At 63.5% G+C, this 16,927-nt stretch carries 14 protein-coding genes and 3 pseudogenes; 8 read left to right on the plus strand and 9 right to left on the minus strand.

The window, feature by feature from the left end; genetic code table 11:
- The first annotated feature begins 53 nt into the window (after positions 1-53).
- The gene (locus WFK61_RS21800; RefSeq protein ID WP_336814164.1) at positions 54-1,217 is read left to right on the plus strand and encodes a mandelate racemase/muconate lactonizing enzyme family protein; all 1,164 of its coding nucleotides are present in this window, start codon (positions 54-56) and stop codon (positions 1,215-1,217) included.
- 267 nt (positions 1,218-1,484) lie between these two features.
- On the opposite strand, the gene WFK61_RS21805 is transcribed toward WFK61_RS21800, so the two are convergent.
- The 3 genes from WFK61_RS21805 to WFK61_RS21815 form a co-directional block, all read right to left on the minus strand.
- Entirely contained in the window at positions 1,485-2,918 is a 1,434-nt protein-coding gene (locus tag WFK61_RS21805) for an NAD(P)/FAD-dependent oxidoreductase (protein ID WP_336814165.1), read from the minus strand.
- 77 nt (positions 2,919-2,995) lie between these two features.
- Complete coding sequence (locus WFK61_RS21810) at positions 2,996-3,340, minus strand: RidA family protein (RefSeq protein ID WP_336814166.1); 345 nt, start codon at positions 3,338-3,340, stop codon at positions 2,996-2,998.
- Positions 3,341-3,398: 58 nt separating this feature from the next.
- Positions 3,399-4,016, minus strand: a complete 618-nt coding sequence (locus WFK61_RS21815) for a helix-turn-helix domain-containing protein (protein ID WP_336814167.1) — start codon at positions 4,014-4,016, stop codon at positions 3,399-3,401.
- A 301-nt stretch (positions 4,017-4,317) separates the two neighbouring features.
- On the opposite strand from WFK61_RS21815, the gene WFK61_RS21820 reads away from it, so the two are divergent.
- From WFK61_RS21820 to WFK61_RS21835, 4 genes are all read left to right on the plus strand, one after another.
- Positions 4,318-6,006 carry a peptide ABC transporter substrate-binding protein gene (locus WFK61_RS21820; RefSeq protein WP_336814168.1) on the plus strand — a complete coding sequence of 563 codons (1,689 nt, stop codon included), beginning with the start codon at positions 4,318-4,320 and terminating at the stop codon, positions 6,004-6,006.
- A gap of 81 nt (positions 6,007-6,087) precedes the next feature.
- Positions 6,088-7,041 carry an ABC transporter permease gene (locus WFK61_RS21825; protein WP_336814169.1) on the plus strand — a complete coding sequence of 318 codons (954 nt, stop codon included), beginning with the start codon at positions 6,088-6,090 and terminating at the stop codon, positions 7,039-7,041.
- Complete coding sequence (locus WFK61_RS21830) at positions 7,041-7,925, plus strand: ABC transporter permease (RefSeq protein ID WP_336814170.1); 885 nt, start codon at positions 7,041-7,043, stop codon at positions 7,923-7,925. Before WFK61_RS21825 ends, WFK61_RS21830 begins: the two co-directional genes overlap by 1 nt.
- Positions 7,926-8,030: 105 nt before the next feature.
- Positions 8,031-8,270, plus strand: a complete 240-nt coding sequence (locus WFK61_RS21835) for a hypothetical protein (RefSeq protein ID WP_336814171.1) — start codon at positions 8,031-8,033, stop codon at positions 8,268-8,270.
- A 235-nt stretch (positions 8,271-8,505) separates the two neighbouring features.
- Here the strand turns inward: WFK61_RS21835 and istB are convergent, their stop codons facing one another.
- From istB to WFK61_RS21850, 3 genes are all read right to left on the minus strand, one after another.
- On the minus strand, positions 8,506-9,264 hold the full coding sequence (gene istB, locus WFK61_RS21840; RefSeq protein ID WP_336814172.1) for an IS21-like element helper ATPase IstB: 759 nt from the start codon (positions 9,262-9,264) through the stop codon (positions 8,506-8,508).
- A 23-nt stretch (positions 9,265-9,287) separates the two neighbouring features.
- Positions 9,288-10,229, minus strand: a complete 942-nt coding sequence (locus tag WFK61_RS21845) for a Mu transposase domain-containing protein (protein ID WP_336814173.1) — start codon at positions 10,227-10,229, stop codon at positions 9,288-9,290.
- Positions 10,230-10,297: 68 nt separating this feature from the next.
- Positions 10,298-13,273 carry a Tn3 family transposase gene (locus tag WFK61_RS21850; RefSeq protein ID WP_066733572.1) on the minus strand — a complete coding sequence of 992 codons (2,976 nt, stop codon included), beginning with the start codon at positions 13,271-13,273 and terminating at the stop codon, positions 10,298-10,300.
- Between the two features lie 218 nt (positions 13,274-13,491).
- Between WFK61_RS21850 and WFK61_RS21855 the strand changes: the two genes are divergently transcribed.
- Complete coding sequence (locus tag WFK61_RS21855; RefSeq protein ID WP_067990406.1) at positions 13,492-14,148, plus strand: recombinase family protein; 657 nt, start codon at positions 13,492-13,494, stop codon at positions 14,146-14,148.
- On the opposite strand, the gene WFK61_RS21860 is transcribed toward WFK61_RS21855, so the two are convergent.
- Entirely contained in the window at positions 14,145-14,726 is a 582-nt protein-coding gene (locus WFK61_RS21860) for a hypothetical protein (RefSeq protein WP_336814175.1), read from the minus strand. The two genes, WFK61_RS21855 and WFK61_RS21860, sit on opposite strands and share 4 nt — an antisense overlap.
- Before the next feature lie 293 nt (positions 14,727-15,019).
- Between WFK61_RS21860 and WFK61_RS21865 the strand changes: the two genes are divergently transcribed.
- A complete protein-coding gene (locus WFK61_RS21865; protein WP_336814176.1) occupies positions 15,020-15,418 on the plus strand; it encodes a nitroreductase family protein in 399 nt (132 codons plus the stop codon).
- Positions 15,419-15,978: 560 nt separating this feature from the next.
- Here the strand turns inward: WFK61_RS21865 and WFK61_RS21870 are convergent.
- Positions 15,979-16,257: pseudogene (locus tag WFK61_RS21870) on the minus strand (transposase); the annotation flags it as partial.
- Here WFK61_RS21870 and WFK61_RS26150 point away from each other — a divergent pair.
- A pseudogene (locus tag WFK61_RS26150) lies at positions 16,257-16,424 on the plus strand (Tn3 family transposase); the annotation flags it as partial. The pseudogenes WFK61_RS21870 and WFK61_RS26150 overlap by 1 nt on opposite strands.
- Positions 16,425-16,480: 56 nt before the next feature.
- On the opposite strand, the pseudogene WFK61_RS21875 reads toward WFK61_RS26150, so the two are convergent.
- Positions 16,481-16,924: pseudogene (locus WFK61_RS21875) on the minus strand (IS91 family transposase); the annotation flags it as partial.
- Positions 16,925-16,927: the final 3 nt, after the last annotated feature.

Raw genomic sequence — 16,927 nt, forward strand, 5'->3', positions numbered from 1 at the left:
TTGCCCTGGTTGCGCCGCCACGCGGCGCGCCAACGCCCTGCTAGGATCCGCCGATGAAGCTCACATCCGCTCGCATCTACCTCATCGAGAGCGGCGGCATCCGGCCGGTCCTGCTCGAGCTCGAGACCGACGTCGGCATCACCGGGCTGGGCGAGGCCTGTGTCGCCTACGGTATCGGCGGCACCGGTGCCGCCGGCATGCTGAAGGATATCGTCGAACGATACATGATTGGCATCGACCCGCTGCGCATCGAGGCGCTGTGGAGCGAGATTTATGATCATGGCTTCTGGGCCAAGGGCGGCGGCCCGATCATCTACTCCGCCATGAGCGCGATCGAGCAGGCCCTGCTCGACATCAAGGCGAGATCGCTGAACATTCCCGTCTACGAACTTCTCGGCGGACGCGTCCACGACCGTTTGCGGACCTACTGCAACGGCTGGTATTTCGGCTGCACGCGCGACGAAGATCTGCCGGCTGCTGCCGCGAAGGCGGTTGAGGACGGCTTTGACGCGCTGAAGTTCTATCCGCTCGCGCTGATCATGCCCGAAGGGCGACTGCGCCATCCCTCCTTTCGTGCCGCCAGCGACCGCTCCGTCGTGCAGCGAGCCGTCGGCATCGTGAAGGCGATCCGCGAGGCCGTGGGGCCGCAGGTGGAATTGATGCTGGATCTTTCAGCGGGCCTCACTCCGGACGACACCATTCGCTTCTGTCGCGAGATCGAAGCGCAGGACATCACCTATGTCGAGGAACCGGCGGTGCCGGGCGATCTCGGTGCATTGGCGAAGATCGCGCGCGGCATTTCCCAGCGGATCGCGGTCGGCGAGCGCATCTATTCGCGATACGGCTTCCGCGACATCCTGGAAAGCCGCGCTGCCGACATCCTGCAGCCCGATATCGGCAATACCGGCGGCCTGATGGAGGCGCGCAAGATCGCGGCGATGGCGGAAGCCTACAGCGTGAAGGTGCAGCCCCATATTTGCGCGAGCGCGCTCTCCACCGCCGTCGGCATGCATCTTTCAGCCACGCTGCCAAATTTCTACATCCAGGAGCATTTCCCTTATTGGAGCCGGATTCCAGGGCATGTGGACGTTCTCGAAGACCCGATCGAGCCGCGCGTAAAGAATGGCTATCTTCACGTGCTTGACGCGCCGGGTTTGGGCGTTGGGCTGCGCAGGAACGCCCTCAGCAACAGCATCTTCTGCGAAATTTCGCTTTAGCGCTGCGAGTGATCCGTCGACGGTGTTCGACAACACGATCACACCTGCCCGGCCGGGTAGGGGTTGCGACCGCGCCCGAAGGCCTATCGAACTGAGCGCCCGCTCATCGACGCCGAGGGTATGATGCGCTGCCGCGCCCAGCAAGCTCGCCTGGGAGGCCTGCCCGCTGAAGCTGCAGTGCTCACCCAGTTTGCCTGCTCGCAAGATCCTAGGCTCGGAGGCGCGAGCGACGCATCAATCTCTTCAGTATTCGATTGTCATTTCGGTTCAGCGTGTCCCGATTCTCAAGCCAAAAACCTTCGGGATAGCTGCTGCGGCGCGCATGAGGGGCCCGGCCTGCTCACCTTTCTCCTCGGCCTCCTCGCAGCCGATGATGCCCCAGCGCACGAGTCTGCCGCCGATGGCCCGGAACGGCTCCGGCGGCAGCTTCGGCACCTCACGCGTGCACAGCGGCAGCGTCGACCATTCGTCCTTCGCGCCGAGAACCAGCGAGGCGAGGCACTGGCCGCCCATATAGGTCGGGTTGACGCCGTGGCCGGAATAGCCGGCACCGTAGTGGACGCGCGTGCCGGGCAGGGTGCGGAAGAAGGGCAGCCGATCCGAGGAAATATCGATGCCTCCGCCCCAGATCTTCTCGATCGCGACATCCGCGAAGGCAGGCAGAAGCCTGCGCAGCCCCTTTTCTGCCCGGGCTGCCGAAGCGCGATCCATAGTCAGTGCGGGATCGCTCGTATTACCACCGAAGCTGATGGGCCCGGAGCCTGAACCCATCAGGACGCGGCCGTCCACGGTCTTGCGAAAATAATGGACGAACATGCGGAGATCCGCGAGCCCCTCGTCGTGGTTCCAGCCCATGGCGGCCAATTTCTCGGGAGCCGGTTCCGTCATCAGGGCGTAGGACGAAAACACACTGACGTGCGGGCTGACTTCGGGGCGTTTCGCTAGTTCGATATTGGTCGCGAGCACGACCTCGCGGGCAATGATTTCGCCGGAGGGCGTCGAGATGCGGTTGGGAGAACCCGTCGCAAGCCCGCTCATCGGCGTTTTTTCATAGATCGCGACGCCGGCCTCGATGGCGGCCTTCCGTAGGGCCCGCGCCAACCGGGCGGGATGCACATTGGCGCCCTCGGGCAGATACAAGCCGCCACGGAACACTGGCGAACGGCAATGATCGGCGACCTGCTCCGGCGTCAGCGCCTGCGCGCTGTCCGGTACGCCGAGGCGCTTGGCCGTATCGGAATAGACCTTGATCTTGGCATCCTGCGCTGGCGCTGCTGAAACGCGGACATTGCCGGCTTCGCGCCACCAGACGTCGCGGCCGGGAGCGGTGGCGAAGGCTCGTATGGCATCCTGGGCGCGCGTTCCTGCCCGCGCCACGGCGAGCGCACCGTCGGGTCCGATATTGGCTGCCATGCCGGCAAGCGACGCCCAATAACCGTGAACCTTGCCGCCGTTCTTTCCGCTCGCGCCGGAGCCGCAGAGCGAGGCCTCGATCAAGGCGATCGAGAGCTGCGGGGCCCGCTCACGCAATGCTAGAGCCGTCCAAAGCCCCGTAAAGCCGCCGCCGACGATCGCGACGTCGACCGTGATCTGGCCGGATAACGAAGGCGAGGGCTTTTCGTTGCCTTCGGCGCGGAGCGCATCGCTGAACCACCAGGAAGGATCACCGGGAGAAACCGAGGGGAGGGATGGCTGCGACATGGATTGCACCGGAATGGCGGAACAGAACCGAAGTTTGATGGCCTCCGCAGCGAGAGCCGCCGCGGAGGCCGCAAGACTCAGACCAGCGCCTGAACCTGGATTTCGACGAGGATGTCGTCGGCTGCGAGACGGGATTCGACGGTCGCCCGCGCCGGCGGCTGCTTCGGATCGACCCAGGCTTCCCAGGCTGCGTTCATTTCGTTGAAGGTGCCGACATCCTTCAGCCAGATGTTTCCGACGACGATGCGGGTCTTGTCGGTGCCGGCCATGGCCAGGTAGCTGTCGATCTGGGCGAGGATGTCAGCGGTCTGCTCCTTGACGCCGCCGCTGCGGTCCTTGGCGGTCAGGCCGGATAGGAAAGCGAACCCGTTCGCGACCAGCACCTTGCTGAGGCGGCCGGTGACTTCGTGACGCGTAATCATAGTTCCTCGTGACGGTTTGGAATGATGGGCAGGCTCACGCCGGCCCGACGCTATCGCCCTAAAGGTGCGATTCCCGGATGTTGATGATCCATATGAGTCTCGCTTCGCGCTCGGAGCGATTGACGAGGTGGTGAGGGATCGTGCTCGGGAACTGGAAGCTGTCGCCTTCCGCGATCTGGAAGACTTCGTCCCCGACCGCCAACTCGACATGCCCCGACATCACATAGCCCGCCTTGTCCCCGGGTCCGGTCAGGACATCGGCGCTTTGCGCGCCTGGTGGGATCGTCAGGATCATGAAGCGGAGCTGGTTGTTGTCGCGCGGCGAAAGCAGCTCCTTGGTGAAATGGCTGCCGCCGACCACGATCTTCGGGCGCTCGCCGGGGTGGCGGACATAGCGGTTCTCGCGGGGAGGCTCGGCCTCGTTTTCGAGAAACGACCACAGCGTCACGCCCAGAGCCGCGCGGAGCTTCTGCAGAGTGCTGATCGATGGATTGGAAGCCCCGCGCTCGATCTGGCTGATGCTGCCCGAGGAAACGCCGGCCTTGGCCGCCATCTCGAGGATGGTCATGCTGCGTTCGGTCCTGAGCGCACGCAGGCGGCGACCGATTTTCACGGCCTCCAACTGCTCTTCGGACTCAGCGTCGAGGCTCTCGGAAGACTGGGCTACATTCGGCATGGGGTCGTGAGGCTGATTGAGATGGTCGGACGATATGATGAGCGCTCCGCATGCGCAATCAGTTTGTTGAAATTAGTTTCAGTCGAGAAAATTGTACGTAAAATCAAATATATAGATGGTAATATCCCTTGAAACGCGACTCTGCGCATGAATCAGCCACTTGACGAAACGTCCGTCTAATGAAAATTTTTGACGAAATTGCACGCCTTGAGACACAAGGCTGACTGTGGCGTTCATTATTATGTCGCTCCCTTTTCAGTCCGTTGAGCGGCTCGGGAGCTTCGTTGAGGGGAGATGGAACGTGGATAGAAATCGCTTCGGCCGGCTGTTCTCGCAGGTTGGTCTCAATCGCCGCGATCTGTTCGGGCTGGGGGCGGGAGCCGTCGCAGCAGCCTCCTTCAGGTCCGGCGCCCAGGCCCAGACGGCCGGCAAGGCGAGCCCGCCCCCGCCCGCGAAGCCGACGGGCGTCGTGGTGGTCGGCCTGTCCCAGGAGCCGGTCTCGTTCAATCCGCTGATGCCGGGCGTCGAAGTCGACGAAGTCGTCTGGACGAGCGTCTTCAACTCGCTCTGGGTCGCGGAGCCGAATGGCAGCCTGAAGCCGGATCTTGCGGTCGAAGTCCCCAGCGAGGCCAATGGCGGCATCGCCGAGGGCGGTCTGGCCTGGACCGTCAAACTGCGTAACGACGTCAAATGGCATGACGGCACGCCTTTCACTGCCGAAGACGTCAAATACTCGCTGGAACTGATCAACGCCGCGGGCTTCAAGGCGCGTACGCGTGTGGGGCACGCCTTCGTCAAGGACATCGCGGTCAAGGGGCCTCACGAGATCGCATGGCGGATGGAGAAGGCTTATGCGCCCTATCTGGCGATGCTCGCCAACACGCACATCGTTCCGAAGCACATCCTCGGCAAGGCCGGCGACCCGAACACGGCGCCGTTCAACAACGCCCCGGTCGGCACAGGCCCTTTCCGCTGGGGCACGCGCACGCCGGGAGACAACATCACACTCCTCGCCTATGAGGGCTATCACGGCGACGGCCCCTATCTGGAGAAGGCCGTCCTGAAATACGTGCCCGACATGACGGCGCTCTATGCGCAGTTCCGGACCGGGCAGGTCGATATCGTGATCATCTCGGGCATTCCGGCGAATTTCTATCAGGAAGCCATCAAGCTCCCCGGCCGCAAGGTCGTGGTCGCGCCCAGCGGAAATCTCGAGATCATCATGCCGAATCTCGGCAACAAGGTTTTTGCCGAGAAGGCCGTGCGCCATGCGCTCTACGCTGCCATGGACAAGCAGGCCATCATCGACGCGATCTACTACGGCGTCCCGAAACCGACGGAGTCTTTCGCGCCGCGGGAATCCTGGGCTTTCAACCCTAATCTCCCGGCCCAGAAGCGAGACCTCGACCGGGCCAACAAGCTGCTCGACGATGCAGGCTGGAAGCGCTCCGGCTCGGGCACGCGCATGAAGAACGGCGTGCCGCTCGAATTCGCCGTCTCCACGACGACGGGCAACCAGCTACGCGAACAATGCCAACAACTGATGCAACAGGACTGGCAGCAGATCGGCGCCAAGATGACGATCAACAACATGCCGGCGGCCGTGATCTGGGGCGAGTTCTACGTGCGCTCGAAATTCGAATCCCTGCTGGTCGGTACGACCTTCCGGACCGGCGTCGACCCTGATCCGGCCTCGCGCTTTGCCTCCGACGCGATCCCGGTCAAGGGCGGCAGCGGCGGCAACTACATGCAGTGGGAAAACGCCGAGGCCGACGCCCTGATGAAGCAGGGGCAGGAGACCTTCGATCAGGAGAAGCGCAAGGCGATCTACTGGAAGCTGCAGGAGATTGTCCGCGAGGAGCTGCCGATCCTCCCGATCTTCCAATACGCGCCGATCGAGGGCGTCAAGGAAGGCCTCATCGGCTATCGCCCCAACATCAACCAGCGCCAGAATGCCTGGAACATGGGCAGCTGGTACTGGGCCAAGTGATGGGCCAAGGACGGACCAAGTGAAGCAAGTGGCGTGAAGCGAGCTGAGTGAACCTATGATTGCGACCTGGAGAGCGGCGTCTTGATCGGCTTCCTTATCCGCCGGTTAGGACAATCGCTGTTGCTGCTGTTCATCGTTTCGATGATCGGCTTTGCGATCCTGCATCTGGCTCCAGGCGGCCCGCTTTCCCAGTTCGCTGCGGGCGGAGACATGACCCAGGCCGATCTCGACCGCATCGCGGAACAGCTCGGCCTCAATCGCCCTCTGCCGCTGCAATATGCGGAATGGCTCTGGCGCATGCTGAGCGGTGATTGGGGCCGCTCCTACCGCGACCAGCAGCCTGTCCTACACGTCATCGCCTCCCATCTGGGAGCGACGTTCGAGCTGATGCTGACCTCGACGCTGCTCGCCATGGTGATCGGCGCCTGGGTCGGCATTCTCGGGGCGATCAGGCGCTATTCGCTGTTCGACGCGTTCGCGACCGTCGGAGCGATGGTCGCGCTGTCGATCCCGACCTTCTGGTTCGGCCTCGTCGTGATCTATGTCTTCTCGGTCGGGCTCGGCTGGTTGCCCGCCGGCAATCGCTACACGGTCGACGACGGCTCTCTGCTCAACCAGCTGCACCACCTGATCGGGCCCTGCATCGTGCTGGCCCTGGTCTCGACCGCGGTCTGGAGTCGCTACATGCGCTCGTCGATGCTGGACGTCATCAATCAGGACTATATCCGCACGGCCCGCGCCAAGGGCGTGCCGGAAAGGCAGATCCTGCTGCGCCACGCGCTGCGCAACGCGTTGCTGCCGATGATCACCATCACGGGTCTGCAGATACCGACATTGCTGTCTGGTGCCCTGGTGACGGAAACTGTCTTCACCTGGCCCGGGATGGGCCGCCTGTTCCTCGATTCGATCAGCTATCGCGATTATCCGGTCGTCATGGGAATCCTCATGTTCTCGGCCGTCCTCGTTCTCCTCGGATCCCTGATCGCCGACCTTCTGTACGGTGTCGCGGACCCGCGTATCTCGGGGAGCCACTGATGAGCGATGCGCCATTCACGAGCGAGGCCCTGCACGGGCCGGCTCCGGGTTTCTGGAACAACCCTGGCCTGCGGCGCTTTCGCCGTCACAAGCTGGCCGTTTTCGGCACTATCACCATCGTGCTGCTGACGCTCGCCTGCGTTTTTGGGCCGATGCTGCTGCCCTACACGGACACGTTCATCGACATCCGTTCCCGCTTTGCGGCTCCGTTTTCTGGCCCGCATATCCTGGGAACCGATCCCCTTGGCCGCGATATCCTGGCGCGGTTGTTGATGGCCGGGCGTATTTCGCTGGCTGTTGGTTTCTCCGCCATGATCATCGCCATGGTGATCGGAATCGTCGTCGGCATGGTGGCGGGCTTCTACGAAGGGGCGGTCGGCGCGGCGCTGATGCGCTTCGTCGATGCGATGCTCTGCTTCCCATCCATCTTCCTGCTGCTCGCCATCTCCGCGCTGATCTCGCCTTCGGTGCCTTCCATCGTCATGCTGATCGCGATGACCTCTTGGATGGAGGTCGCTCGGGTCGTCGAAGCTCAGATCCGATCCCTCAAGACCCGTGAGTTCGCTCAGGCCGCCATCTCCTTCGGCGCCAGCAGCGGGCGCATTATGCTGCGCGAGCTTCTGCCCAACGCCGTCGCGCCGATCGTGGTCGCCGCCACGCTCAACGTTGCCCATGCGATCCTGGCTGAGAGCTACATCTCCTTCCTCGGCTTCGGCATCCAGCCGCCGACGCCGAGCTGGGGCAATATGCTCGAAAGCGCGCAGAGCTACCTCACCAGCGCGCCCTGGCTTGCGATCATCCCGGGCGCCGCAATCACGCTCGCAGTTACGAGCTTCAACTTTATTGGCGATGGGCTACGGGACGCGCTGGATCCGAAGCTCTAAGAGGCTACGGCTGAGCTGCTGATCGCGCCCAAGATAAAGTATTCGCCAGCGCGAAACAATAAAATCGGGCGCAAGCTGCCACGAATCCAGCGATAGGAATATGATATGGCGAACGATTACGAGGGCCGCGCCGAGGTCTCTAAGCGCAATTACATGTACGATCTCGAAAAATTTGGCAAGCATTCCAGCGCAATCCAACCCAATCCCGATCCGGTAGCTCTGGCTGCTGCGCTGACCTCTGCTTGTCATAGTGTTGAAAAAGGGCTGGCGATGGAAGCAACGCGCGCGGGTTTCGCGGCGCTAAAAATTGAATTCATGCTGAAAGCAATTGCCGAACTTGAGTAGGCTGGACATGTCGGTCTAGCGACCCAAGGCGCGCGCGGATGTCTCCAATCCTACGTAAAATTCCACGATGTCCGCAATCTAACTGCGGATTCCGACGAGGCCGCCCACCTATTCCGATATGAAGTCGCCCGGTTGGTCCAATCTGAAGCCGCCCGGGGATTCCGATCTGAAGCCGCCCACCTGCGAGGTTATTCCTTCGGGTCAGAGGGGATGATGGGTTGGAGGTGAAGATCGGTCAAGCTGGGGCTGTCACGGCCCCATCCTGAGGCCGTTTTTTACGGAGGCTCTCGCCGGCAAGCTCGATGCGATAGGCGTTGTGAACGAGTCTGTCCAAGATCGCATCGGCCAAGGTGGGATCCCCGATCAGGTCGTACCAGCGATCCACGGGGAGCTGGCTCGTGATGATGGTGGAGCGGCAGTTGTGCCGCTCCTCGATGATCTCCATGAAGTCCCGGCGCTGCTCGGCGGTCAGGCTTTCTGGGCCCCAGTCGTCCAGGATGAGGAGGTCGACGCGGGTGAGCGGGCGTAGCAGGTTGCGGGCATGCCGGCCGGTGCCGCGCGCGAGCGCGAGGTCGGCGAGGAGGCGCGGCATCCGGCGATAGGAGACGGAGATATCGTCCCGGCAGGCCTTCTGGCCGAGGGCGCAGACAAGCCAGCTTTTGCCCAGCCCGGTCGGCCCGGTGACGAGAAGATCATGATGAGCCCGGATCCAGTCGCAGGAGGCGAGCTTGAGGAACATGGCCCGGTCGAGACCGCGGACGGCGTGATAGTTGACGTCCTCGATGCTGGCGGCGACGCGCAGTTTCGCGGCGCGGGTGCGGGTCTCGAAGCGCCTCTGGTTCCTGGCGGTCACTTCGTGATCGAGCAGTAACGCCAGCCATTCGGCATGGTCGAGGCTGCGGGCTTCAGGTTGAGCCTGAAGGTCCCGGAAGGCCGCGGCCATGCCGGCAAGGCCGAGGGATTGCAGCAGGTCCAGGGTCGGATGCTTCAACATCAGATTTCTCTCTTTCCGGTTGGTCAGTGGAAGTAGCCCGGACCACGCAGGTTGCGATGGTCGATCACCGTCGTGTTGCCGGTGGCGACCGGGCTCACCATGCGGTTGGCGATGATGGAGGAGATGGCCTTGTAGGAGAGCGCGCCGATGGCAAGCGCGCGGGCCGAGACCTTCTCGGCATAGCCGGGGTCAAGGTCGCGATAGAGCCGCAGCACGCCAAGGCAGGAGCGGAAGCCCTGCTCCGGATGCTTTCCACGGGCGAGGATCGCGAGGATCAACCCTTCCGTTTCCGGCCCGATCGAGCGCCCCCACCGCTGGAAGCGCTCCGGGGTCCACTCGGCCCTGAACCGGTGCGAGCGCGGCATATGGTCCGTCACGGTGCCGTGCCTGGGAGAACCGCCATAACGGCGCTGGTGAGCTGCGACGCGCTGACCCCGATGGAAGACCTCGATGGTACGCGCGGTCGCACGCAGATCGACCTGCTCCCGGATCAACGCATGCGGCACCGAGTAGAAGAAGGCGTCGAACTCGACGTGGTAGTCGAGGTTCACCCGCACCAGCTTCCACTCGGCGAACTCGTAATCTTCCTCTGGCAGGGGCGCCAGTGCCGGGCGCTCGATGGTCTCGAACAGGTGGCGGCGGCTGACGCCAAGATGACGCATGACCTTCCCGTTCAGCCGCTCCAGCATCCCCAGGATCGCCTGGTTGGCTTCGTCGAGCGAGAAGAACGTCATGTTCCGCAGTCGGCCGAGGATGTAGGTCTGGGCCAGACGCACCCCGGCTTCGACCATCGCCTTGTCCCTCGGCTTGCGAGGGCGCGTCGGCAGCACGCCGACACCGTAATGCGACGCCATCATGCCGTAGCTACGATTGAGCTCAGGGTCGTAGAACGATGCCTTGTGGACCCCGGCCTTGAGATTATCCGGGACCAGGAGCCGGGCCACGCCGTTGTGGAAGCGGAACATCCGCACATGGGGGCACCTCAAGGTTTGTACGCTAAACCGCGCTAAGCTGGACGAAGCATGAACATGGCTCATGCTGCCTGCCGCAGCCGCGCTGTCGGATCGTTGAGCGAACGATAGGTGTTCGGGGCGATGTCGTCGGGCCGTTCCCACAGGTAGTCGCCTGTCAGGCCGACATGAGCCCAGCCCATCGGAGAGACATGGGTGAGCAAGGCTTCGGAGACGGCTTCGCCTCGGCTGCGCAGATGATCGACGGCGCGTTCGAGATACAGGGTGTTCCAGTAGGCGATCGCGGCGATGACGAGGTTCAGCCCCGAGGCCCGATGGGCCTGGTTCTCCAGGGTTCGGTCCGAGAAGCGACCCTGGCGATGGGCATAGACGGCCTGCGCCAGGGCGTGGCGGGCCTCGCCCTTGTTCAGTCCGGCCTGGCACACCCGACGCTGCGACGGATGTTCCAGCCAGTCGAGCGTGAACAGCGTGCGCTCGATGCGCCCGATCTCGCCGAGCGCGAAGTCCAGGCGGTTCTGACGCTTATAAGCTCCAAGCTTCTTCAGCATAGTCGAAGGCGCCACCGCGCCGGCCTTGATCGATGCGGCGAGGCGGACGATGTCGTCCCAGTTCTCGGAGATGACCTCGGTGCGGATCGGTCGCCCGATCAGAGCTTCCAGGCCCTTGTATCCTGAAGCCGGCTCGATCGTGCCGAGCCGGCGATCGGCGAGATCACGAAGCCGCGGCACGAACCGCAAACCGAGCAGGTGGCACAGCGCGAAGACGTGGTCCGTCGCGCCGCCGGTGTCGGTGTAATGCACTTGCGGGGCCAATGCGCTGCCATGCAGCAGCAGGCCGTCCAAGACATAGGGCGCTTCGCCGGCCGTCGCCGAGATGACGCGGGAATGGAACGAAGCGAAGTGGTCGGAGAGGTGGGTGTAGATCTTCACCCCCGGCTCGCCGCCATACTTGGCGTTCACTTCGGCCGCGCCCGCGCGCTCGCGGCCAGCCCGGAAGAACTGCCCGTCGGAGGAAGAGGCCGTGCCGTCGCCCCAGTGACGCGCGAATGGCAGCCGGTGATGAGCATCGACGATCATGGCGAGCGCGGCGCGATAGTTTTCTTCCGAAAGATACCAGTTGTGGGTCCAGGCGAGCTGGGCGTAGCTGACGCCTTGGCTGGCGTTCGCCATGCGCTCGAGGCCAAGATTGGTGCCGTCGGCCAGGACAGTGGCGAGCACGGCGTTCGGGTTGTCGTGGATCTTGCCGCTGCGCAGATCGCGGAAAGCCGACAGGAACCCCGTCCGAGCCGCAACCTCGCGCAGCAGATCGGTGATGCGCACGCGTGGCAAGAGCGCGTCGAGCTTGCGGTCGAGCATGTCGGCCTCGGGTGGCGTCGCCGGCGGCAGCGGCTTCACCTTCAGCTTGCCGCGCACCATCGACACGCCTTCCAGCTTGTCCTGCCGCAGCAGCGCAGAGAAGCGCTTCAATCGCCAATCCAAAACGCGGGCGCGACTTGCAATGTAGGCGTCCGCGGCAACACCGATCGGTAATCCGGTGGCGATTTCGACCGCTGCCCGCTTCGAGAGCAGATAAGCGTCGAAGCGCCGATAGTTCCGCGAGCACTCGATCCAGACGTCGCCTGCCCGCAGCCGGTCGCGCAGCGTCGAGAGCACGGCGGTCTCATAGAGCCGGCGGTCGATCCGGCCGTTACCCTGGCGCACGAGCCGCTTCCATTGCCTGTTTTTGAACGGCAGCGGCGCATCGTCCGGCACATCGCGCCGGCCACGCCGGTTGAGCTCGCGCAAAATCTCGACCGCCCGCAGGAGGGAAGCTCCGCCTCCAGCGGCGCGGAAAGCGAACGCCTCGAGGAACGCCGGCGCGAAACGGCGGATCGTGCCGTAACGTTCGGTCGCGGCCGCCAGCATGTCTTCGTCGGCCAGTTCGGCCAGCGCATCGATCTGGGGCTTGGCGGCGAGGAGCCGATGCCAGCCGACCGTCTCGTCGATCACGGCGAGAGCGTCGGTATCGCCCTCGCGCGCTTCCGACAACGCCGCGATCGTGCGGCCAAACAGGCGCATGAGCTGGCCGACGTCACGGGTCGTTGCCTGGTAGCGCCGTTCCTGACCGCGCCGGGCGCGGCTGAAGAGGGATCCGACGAGCTTGTCGAACATGTCGATCGCGGCATCCGCCAGTCGCATCTCGAGGTCGATCAGGCTCGCAATGAGGGTCGCCCGGCGTCGGTTTGCGGAGTAGTCGGAGAGCAGGAACGCCGGCGCCACCGCGCCTTCGCGCACGAACTGCCGGAAGCGGTGCTCGTGAACCGCGGACATGACGTCATCGGCGGAGATGCCGATGCCGCGCACGAAGGCCAAGCGATCCAGAAGGTCGTTGATGTTCGTCGTCGAGGGCGACTCCGGGATGTCGCGCAGCCAGGCAAACCGGGTCGAGTTCAGCGCGGCATCGTTGACCAGCAGAGCATCGAGGCGGCCGAGTTGCTCGGGCGCCAATGGAGCAACGAGAGCTTCCGCGGCTTTCCGTCGAGCGCGAGCCCGCCCGGCCAATCCGGCTCGTTCGATCGTGTCGGGGGCGGGAAGGATGATTTTGGCGGAACGCAGACCTTCGACAATCCCGTGAGCGATCGGTTCGCCCTTGTCGGTCGACCACGCGGCTGCGGCGGCGAGATCGAGAGCGAGCGGCACATCGGCACGGATGAAGGGGCGCAAGCCGAGATAGCCGAAGAGTTCGCCCGCGTGATCGAGCCGGGTCTGGGTGCGACGGCTATAATCGCGAAAGGCTGCCGCCGAGAGCCCGAGCTGATGAGCAAGGTAGGTCAGGAGCGCGTCGGGCACCGCATCGCCGGCGCGTAGGCCAAACCCCGGATAGCGCAGAAGGCAAAGCTGGACCGCAAATCCAAGACGGTTGCGACTGCCGCGCCGATCGGCGGCAAGGTCGAACTCAGCGGGCGACAAGGTGTAATGCCGGATGAGTTCGCTCTCGCCCTCGGGAATGCCGAAGAGGCGCCCGCGCTCGTCATCGGTCAGCAGCTCCCGCCGCGCCATGTCGGCCATCCTCCCCAAGGATGATCGACCCTAACCCGCCTCACCGACCTCGCCGAGTCCGATCAGTCGGATTGCGTCACACAATCAACAGCTCAATGCGTTTGCAGGCCTTTGACAGAATGACGGGATTAGTGACACGATTCGTCGATCATCAAGCTGCAGTAGCGGCGCTCGGATAATCGGCCGTTTGCGTGACGGCGCCGGAAGGGAAGAAGCTGGTGCTGATAGGCTACATGCGCGTGAGCAAGACGGACGGCAGCCAGGTCGTCGATCTGCAATCCGACGCGCTCGTGGCGGCCGGCGTCGCCGTCGATCAACTCTACACCGATCGCGCGTCGGGAAAACGCGACGACCGCCCAGGACTGGAGGCCTGCCTGAGAGCGCTGCGCGATGGCGACACGCTGATGGTCTGGAAGCTCGATCGGCTGGGCCGCAGCCTCAAGCACCTCGTCGATGTCGTGCAGGCTCTCAATAGACGCGGCGTCGGGCTGAAGGTGCTCACCGGCCAAGGCGCCGCGATCGACACCACCACGGCCAACGGCCGGCTGATGTTCAACTTCTTCGCGGCGCTGGCGGAGTTCGAGCGCGAGCTGATCGTCGAGCGCACCAATGCCGGCCTCGCCGCAGCACGAGCCCGCGGGCGCAACGGCGGCCGGCCCTTCAAGATGACGTCGGCGAAACTGCGGCTGGCGCAGGCGGCCATGGGCAAACCCGAGACGAAAATCGGTGAGCTCTGTGCCGAACTCGGCGTCACCCGTCAGACGCTCTACCGCCATGTCGCGCCCACAGGGGATCTCCGGCCAGACGGCGAAAAGCTGCTCGGCCGCAAGCCCAAATCGCCGCGTTCCCGGTCCGTCCAACTAAACGCGGTTTAGCGAACAAACCTTGAGGTGCCCCCCACATGGGCGCCGATCCAGTCCGACAACGTCTGCGTCCATACCACTTCGGCGTAGGCGTAGTTCGAGGCGCCGAGCACCGCCACGAAGATCTCCGCCTCCCGGATCTCGCCAGTCGTGCGGTCGATGATCGCGAGCTTCTTGCCCGAGAAGTCGACGAACACTTTGTCGCCGGCCACATGCTCCTGCCGCATCACCGGCGACAGATGCCGTTCGAAGGTGCGGTACAGGTCACACCAGCGGCTGTAGCCGTACCCCTCGGAATGGATCTCGCGGTACTCGCTCCAGAGGATCTCGAGCGTCACGCCCGGACGCTTCAGCTCGCAGGCGACCACGGCCCAGTCAGGCTCCGGTCGGCGGCGAGCCCCAAGCTGGCCGCCGGTCGACCGGCCGAACAACCGCTCTTCAAGAACGGCGTCGGTCGCGTCATCAGGCAGCGGCCAGCTCAGTCCGGCTGTCCCGGCGCGCTTCAGGTAGTCCCGGACCGTACTGCGCGCCACGTTGAGCGCCGCTGCAATCTCACGGCTGCTGCCGCCGCTCCCGGCAAGCCGAAGCATCTGTCGTATCTGTCTCATGGTCAGCTCTCTTGGGGCGGGCATACGCGTCTCCTCGGCATTGAGGAGGTCACGCTGCCCCGGAGGCTGACCCAAAGGAAAACGCCGCTCGCCCCGGGCGAATTCAAATCGGAACGCTGGGCGGTTTCATCTCGGAATGGTGGGCGGCTTCAAATCGGAATCAGTGGGCGAATTCCGTCGGAATTCTCAATCTAACGCTGCCTGTACATCTGGACGGGGAACTAAGGTCATTTGTAAACGCGATGGATCGGCAATACCCAGGCGGCTCCATCAGTATGACGAAGCAGGAAATCCTTGAGGCCGCTGACTTCGATTACACCAAGTTCGTCCGTACCCGACATAGCGTCCGCCATTTCACGGGGGAAAGCGTCTCGCCGGCCGCAATCAAGAAGGCGGTGAGCCAAGCGATCAAAACTCCGCGGACTTGCAACCGCGAGATGCGTCGAGTCTATGCCGCCTATGACGGCCCCTTGCGTGATCATCTTCTAACCTTCCAGCGCGGAAACGTCGGATTCGGTCACAACCTAGGCGCGGTCCTGATCGTAGCTGTCGACCTCCGTGAATTCGACATGATCGGCGAACGCAATCAGTGTTGGATTGATGGGGGCCTTTTCGCGATGTCGTTGGTCTTCGCGTTTCATGCTGCAGGCTTGGGTACCTGCATGCTCAATTGATCGGCCGATAGCGACCAGGACCTAGCACTTTGCGCCGAATTCGACATTCCTGACCACGAAGTGATCATCACAATGATTGGCGTGGGACATGTTCCGGAAAAATTTGAAGTCGCAGCATCCCCCGCGCCGACTGCCAATGAGATTCTGTTCTCCATTTCGATGCGAAATCCAAGGCGCGCTACTGCAGAGTGACAGCTGGCGGCGCCCCATGCGCGTGAAGTCCCGAAACGCCGAACCGGCTCGTCGATCTTGGCGCGCGATTTAGCGTAAGCCCTGAAATCGTCACATGGGTCAAGCCCTCTAGCTCGGAACATCAACGTTCATGCCCCTGGCCGGGAGGTGGGAACGGGGCGATGCTTACAAATATCTGCGCCAGACCTCCGTCTAATCGACCCGTTGCACAAGCGTGAGAAACCAGTGGGTGTTCGGGCATTCCGGGCCAAATCATAGCCTGCTGGCTTTCTTAGGTCCGGGTCCGCACCAGTCCAACGGTGCGTACGAACACGCCGACGCGATGCTTCTGGGCGGTGAAGACGGTCTCGACTGGCGAAAAGGGTAAACAACTGCTCGCGGAGCGGCCAGACCGTTTTGGCGTCGGGCACTGCATCCGCGAGCCCCAACCCAAGAAAGCGCATGAAGGAGAGCCGGTCCTTGATCTGAAACTCGGTGGCGTCGTCCGACAGCATGTAGAGTGTTTGCAGGATCAGGATCCTGAACATCAACATGAGATCGTAGGGCGGCCGGCCACCCTTCGATCCATCGGAGCGCTTCACCGCAGACATCAGCTTCGGCGGGAAGGTCGCGAAATCGATCAACGCCGCGAGCTTCACCAACGGATCTGCGCCAGCAGGGTCGCAACATTCCCGACGAACTGCTCAAGCATGTCTCGCCGCTCGGCTGGGAGCACATCAATCTCACAGGCATCTATTCCTGGGACACCGAGCAGCAGATGACCGAGGGCTTCAGACCCCTGCGACTTCCCGCCAGAATCCTCCGGGCTGCATGACGTTCATTGTACGTTCGACCTTAGCGTACGATTTCGAGCAGCTCTTGTTCTGCCCCCAGGATGGCAATGCCACCGATCTCGCCGCCCAGATGCCGCCGATCGGCGGCGATGGTCTTCAGGGTCCAGAGCGCGGCGTCGAACAGGATGGCGTAGACGACGGCCTTGTTCTGGAAGGCGATCGCTGCGATCGCGGCCGGCACGGTGAACACGACATGGAAGTAGGGTGTGGGCAGGAGATCCTTCTGCCGCTCGTCGAGCCAGGCGGCGCGGGCCGGCCCCTGGCACTTCGGACAATGCCGGTTGCGACAGCTGTTGTAGGCGATGCGGGTGTGGCTGCAATCGCCGCAGGCTTCGAGATGACCGCCGAGCGCCGCCGTGCGGCACAGCTCGATGGCGCGCATGACGCGCGTCTCGACGCGGCCGAGCGAACTCCGCCGATCCCGGCGATAGGCAGGGCCGTGGCGGCGAAAGATATCCGCCACTTCCAGATCGGGGCGCATACG

Origin of the sequence: Allobosea sp. MMO-172 (assembly GCF_037147855.1) — a bacterium.
Taxonomy (GTDB): Bacteria; Pseudomonadota; Alphaproteobacteria; order Rhizobiales; family Beijerinckiaceae; genus Allobosea.

Bases quoted from the DNA above. Each gene is read 5' to 3' on its own strand.
- istB (WP_336814172.1), bottom strand. From the start codon at position 9,264: ATGTTGAAGCATCCGACCCTGGACCTGCTGCAATCCCTCGGCCTTGCC.
- WFK61_RS21835 (WP_336814171.1), top strand. From the start codon at position 8,031: ATGGCGAACGATTACGAGGGCCGCGCCGAGGTCTCTAAGCGCAATTAC.
- WFK61_RS21865 (WP_336814176.1), top strand. From the start codon at position 15,020: ATGACGAAGCAGGAAATCCTTGAGGCCGCTGACTTCGATTACACCAAG.
- WFK61_RS21860 (WP_336814175.1), bottom strand. From the start codon at position 14,726: ATGCTTCGGCTTGCCGGGAGCGGCGGCAGCAGCCGTGAGATTGCAGCG.
- WFK61_RS21815 (WP_336814167.1), bottom strand. From the start codon at position 4,016: ATGCCGAATGTAGCCCAGTCTTCCGAGAGCCTCGACGCTGAGTCCGAA.
- WFK61_RS21850 (WP_066733572.1), bottom strand. From the start codon at position 13,273: ATGGCGCGGCGGGAGCTGCTGACCGATGACGAGCGCGGGCGCCTCTTC.
- WFK61_RS21830 (WP_336814170.1), top strand. From the start codon at position 7,041: ATGAGCGATGCGCCATTCACGAGCGAGGCCCTGCACGGGCCGGCTCCG.
- WFK61_RS21805 (WP_336814165.1), bottom strand. From the start codon at position 2,918: ATGTCGCAGCCATCCCTCCCCTCGGTTTCTCCCGGTGATCCTTCCTGG.
- WFK61_RS21845 (WP_336814173.1), bottom strand. From the start codon at position 10,229: ATGTTCCGCTTCCACAACGGCGTGGCCCGGCTCCTGGTCCCGGATAAT.
- WFK61_RS21800 (WP_336814164.1), top strand. From the start codon at position 54: ATGAAGCTCACATCCGCTCGCATCTACCTCATCGAGAGCGGCGGCATC.
- WFK61_RS21810 (WP_336814166.1), bottom strand. From the start codon at position 3,340: ATGATTACGCGTCACGAAGTCACCGGCCGCCTCAGCAAGGTGCTGGTC.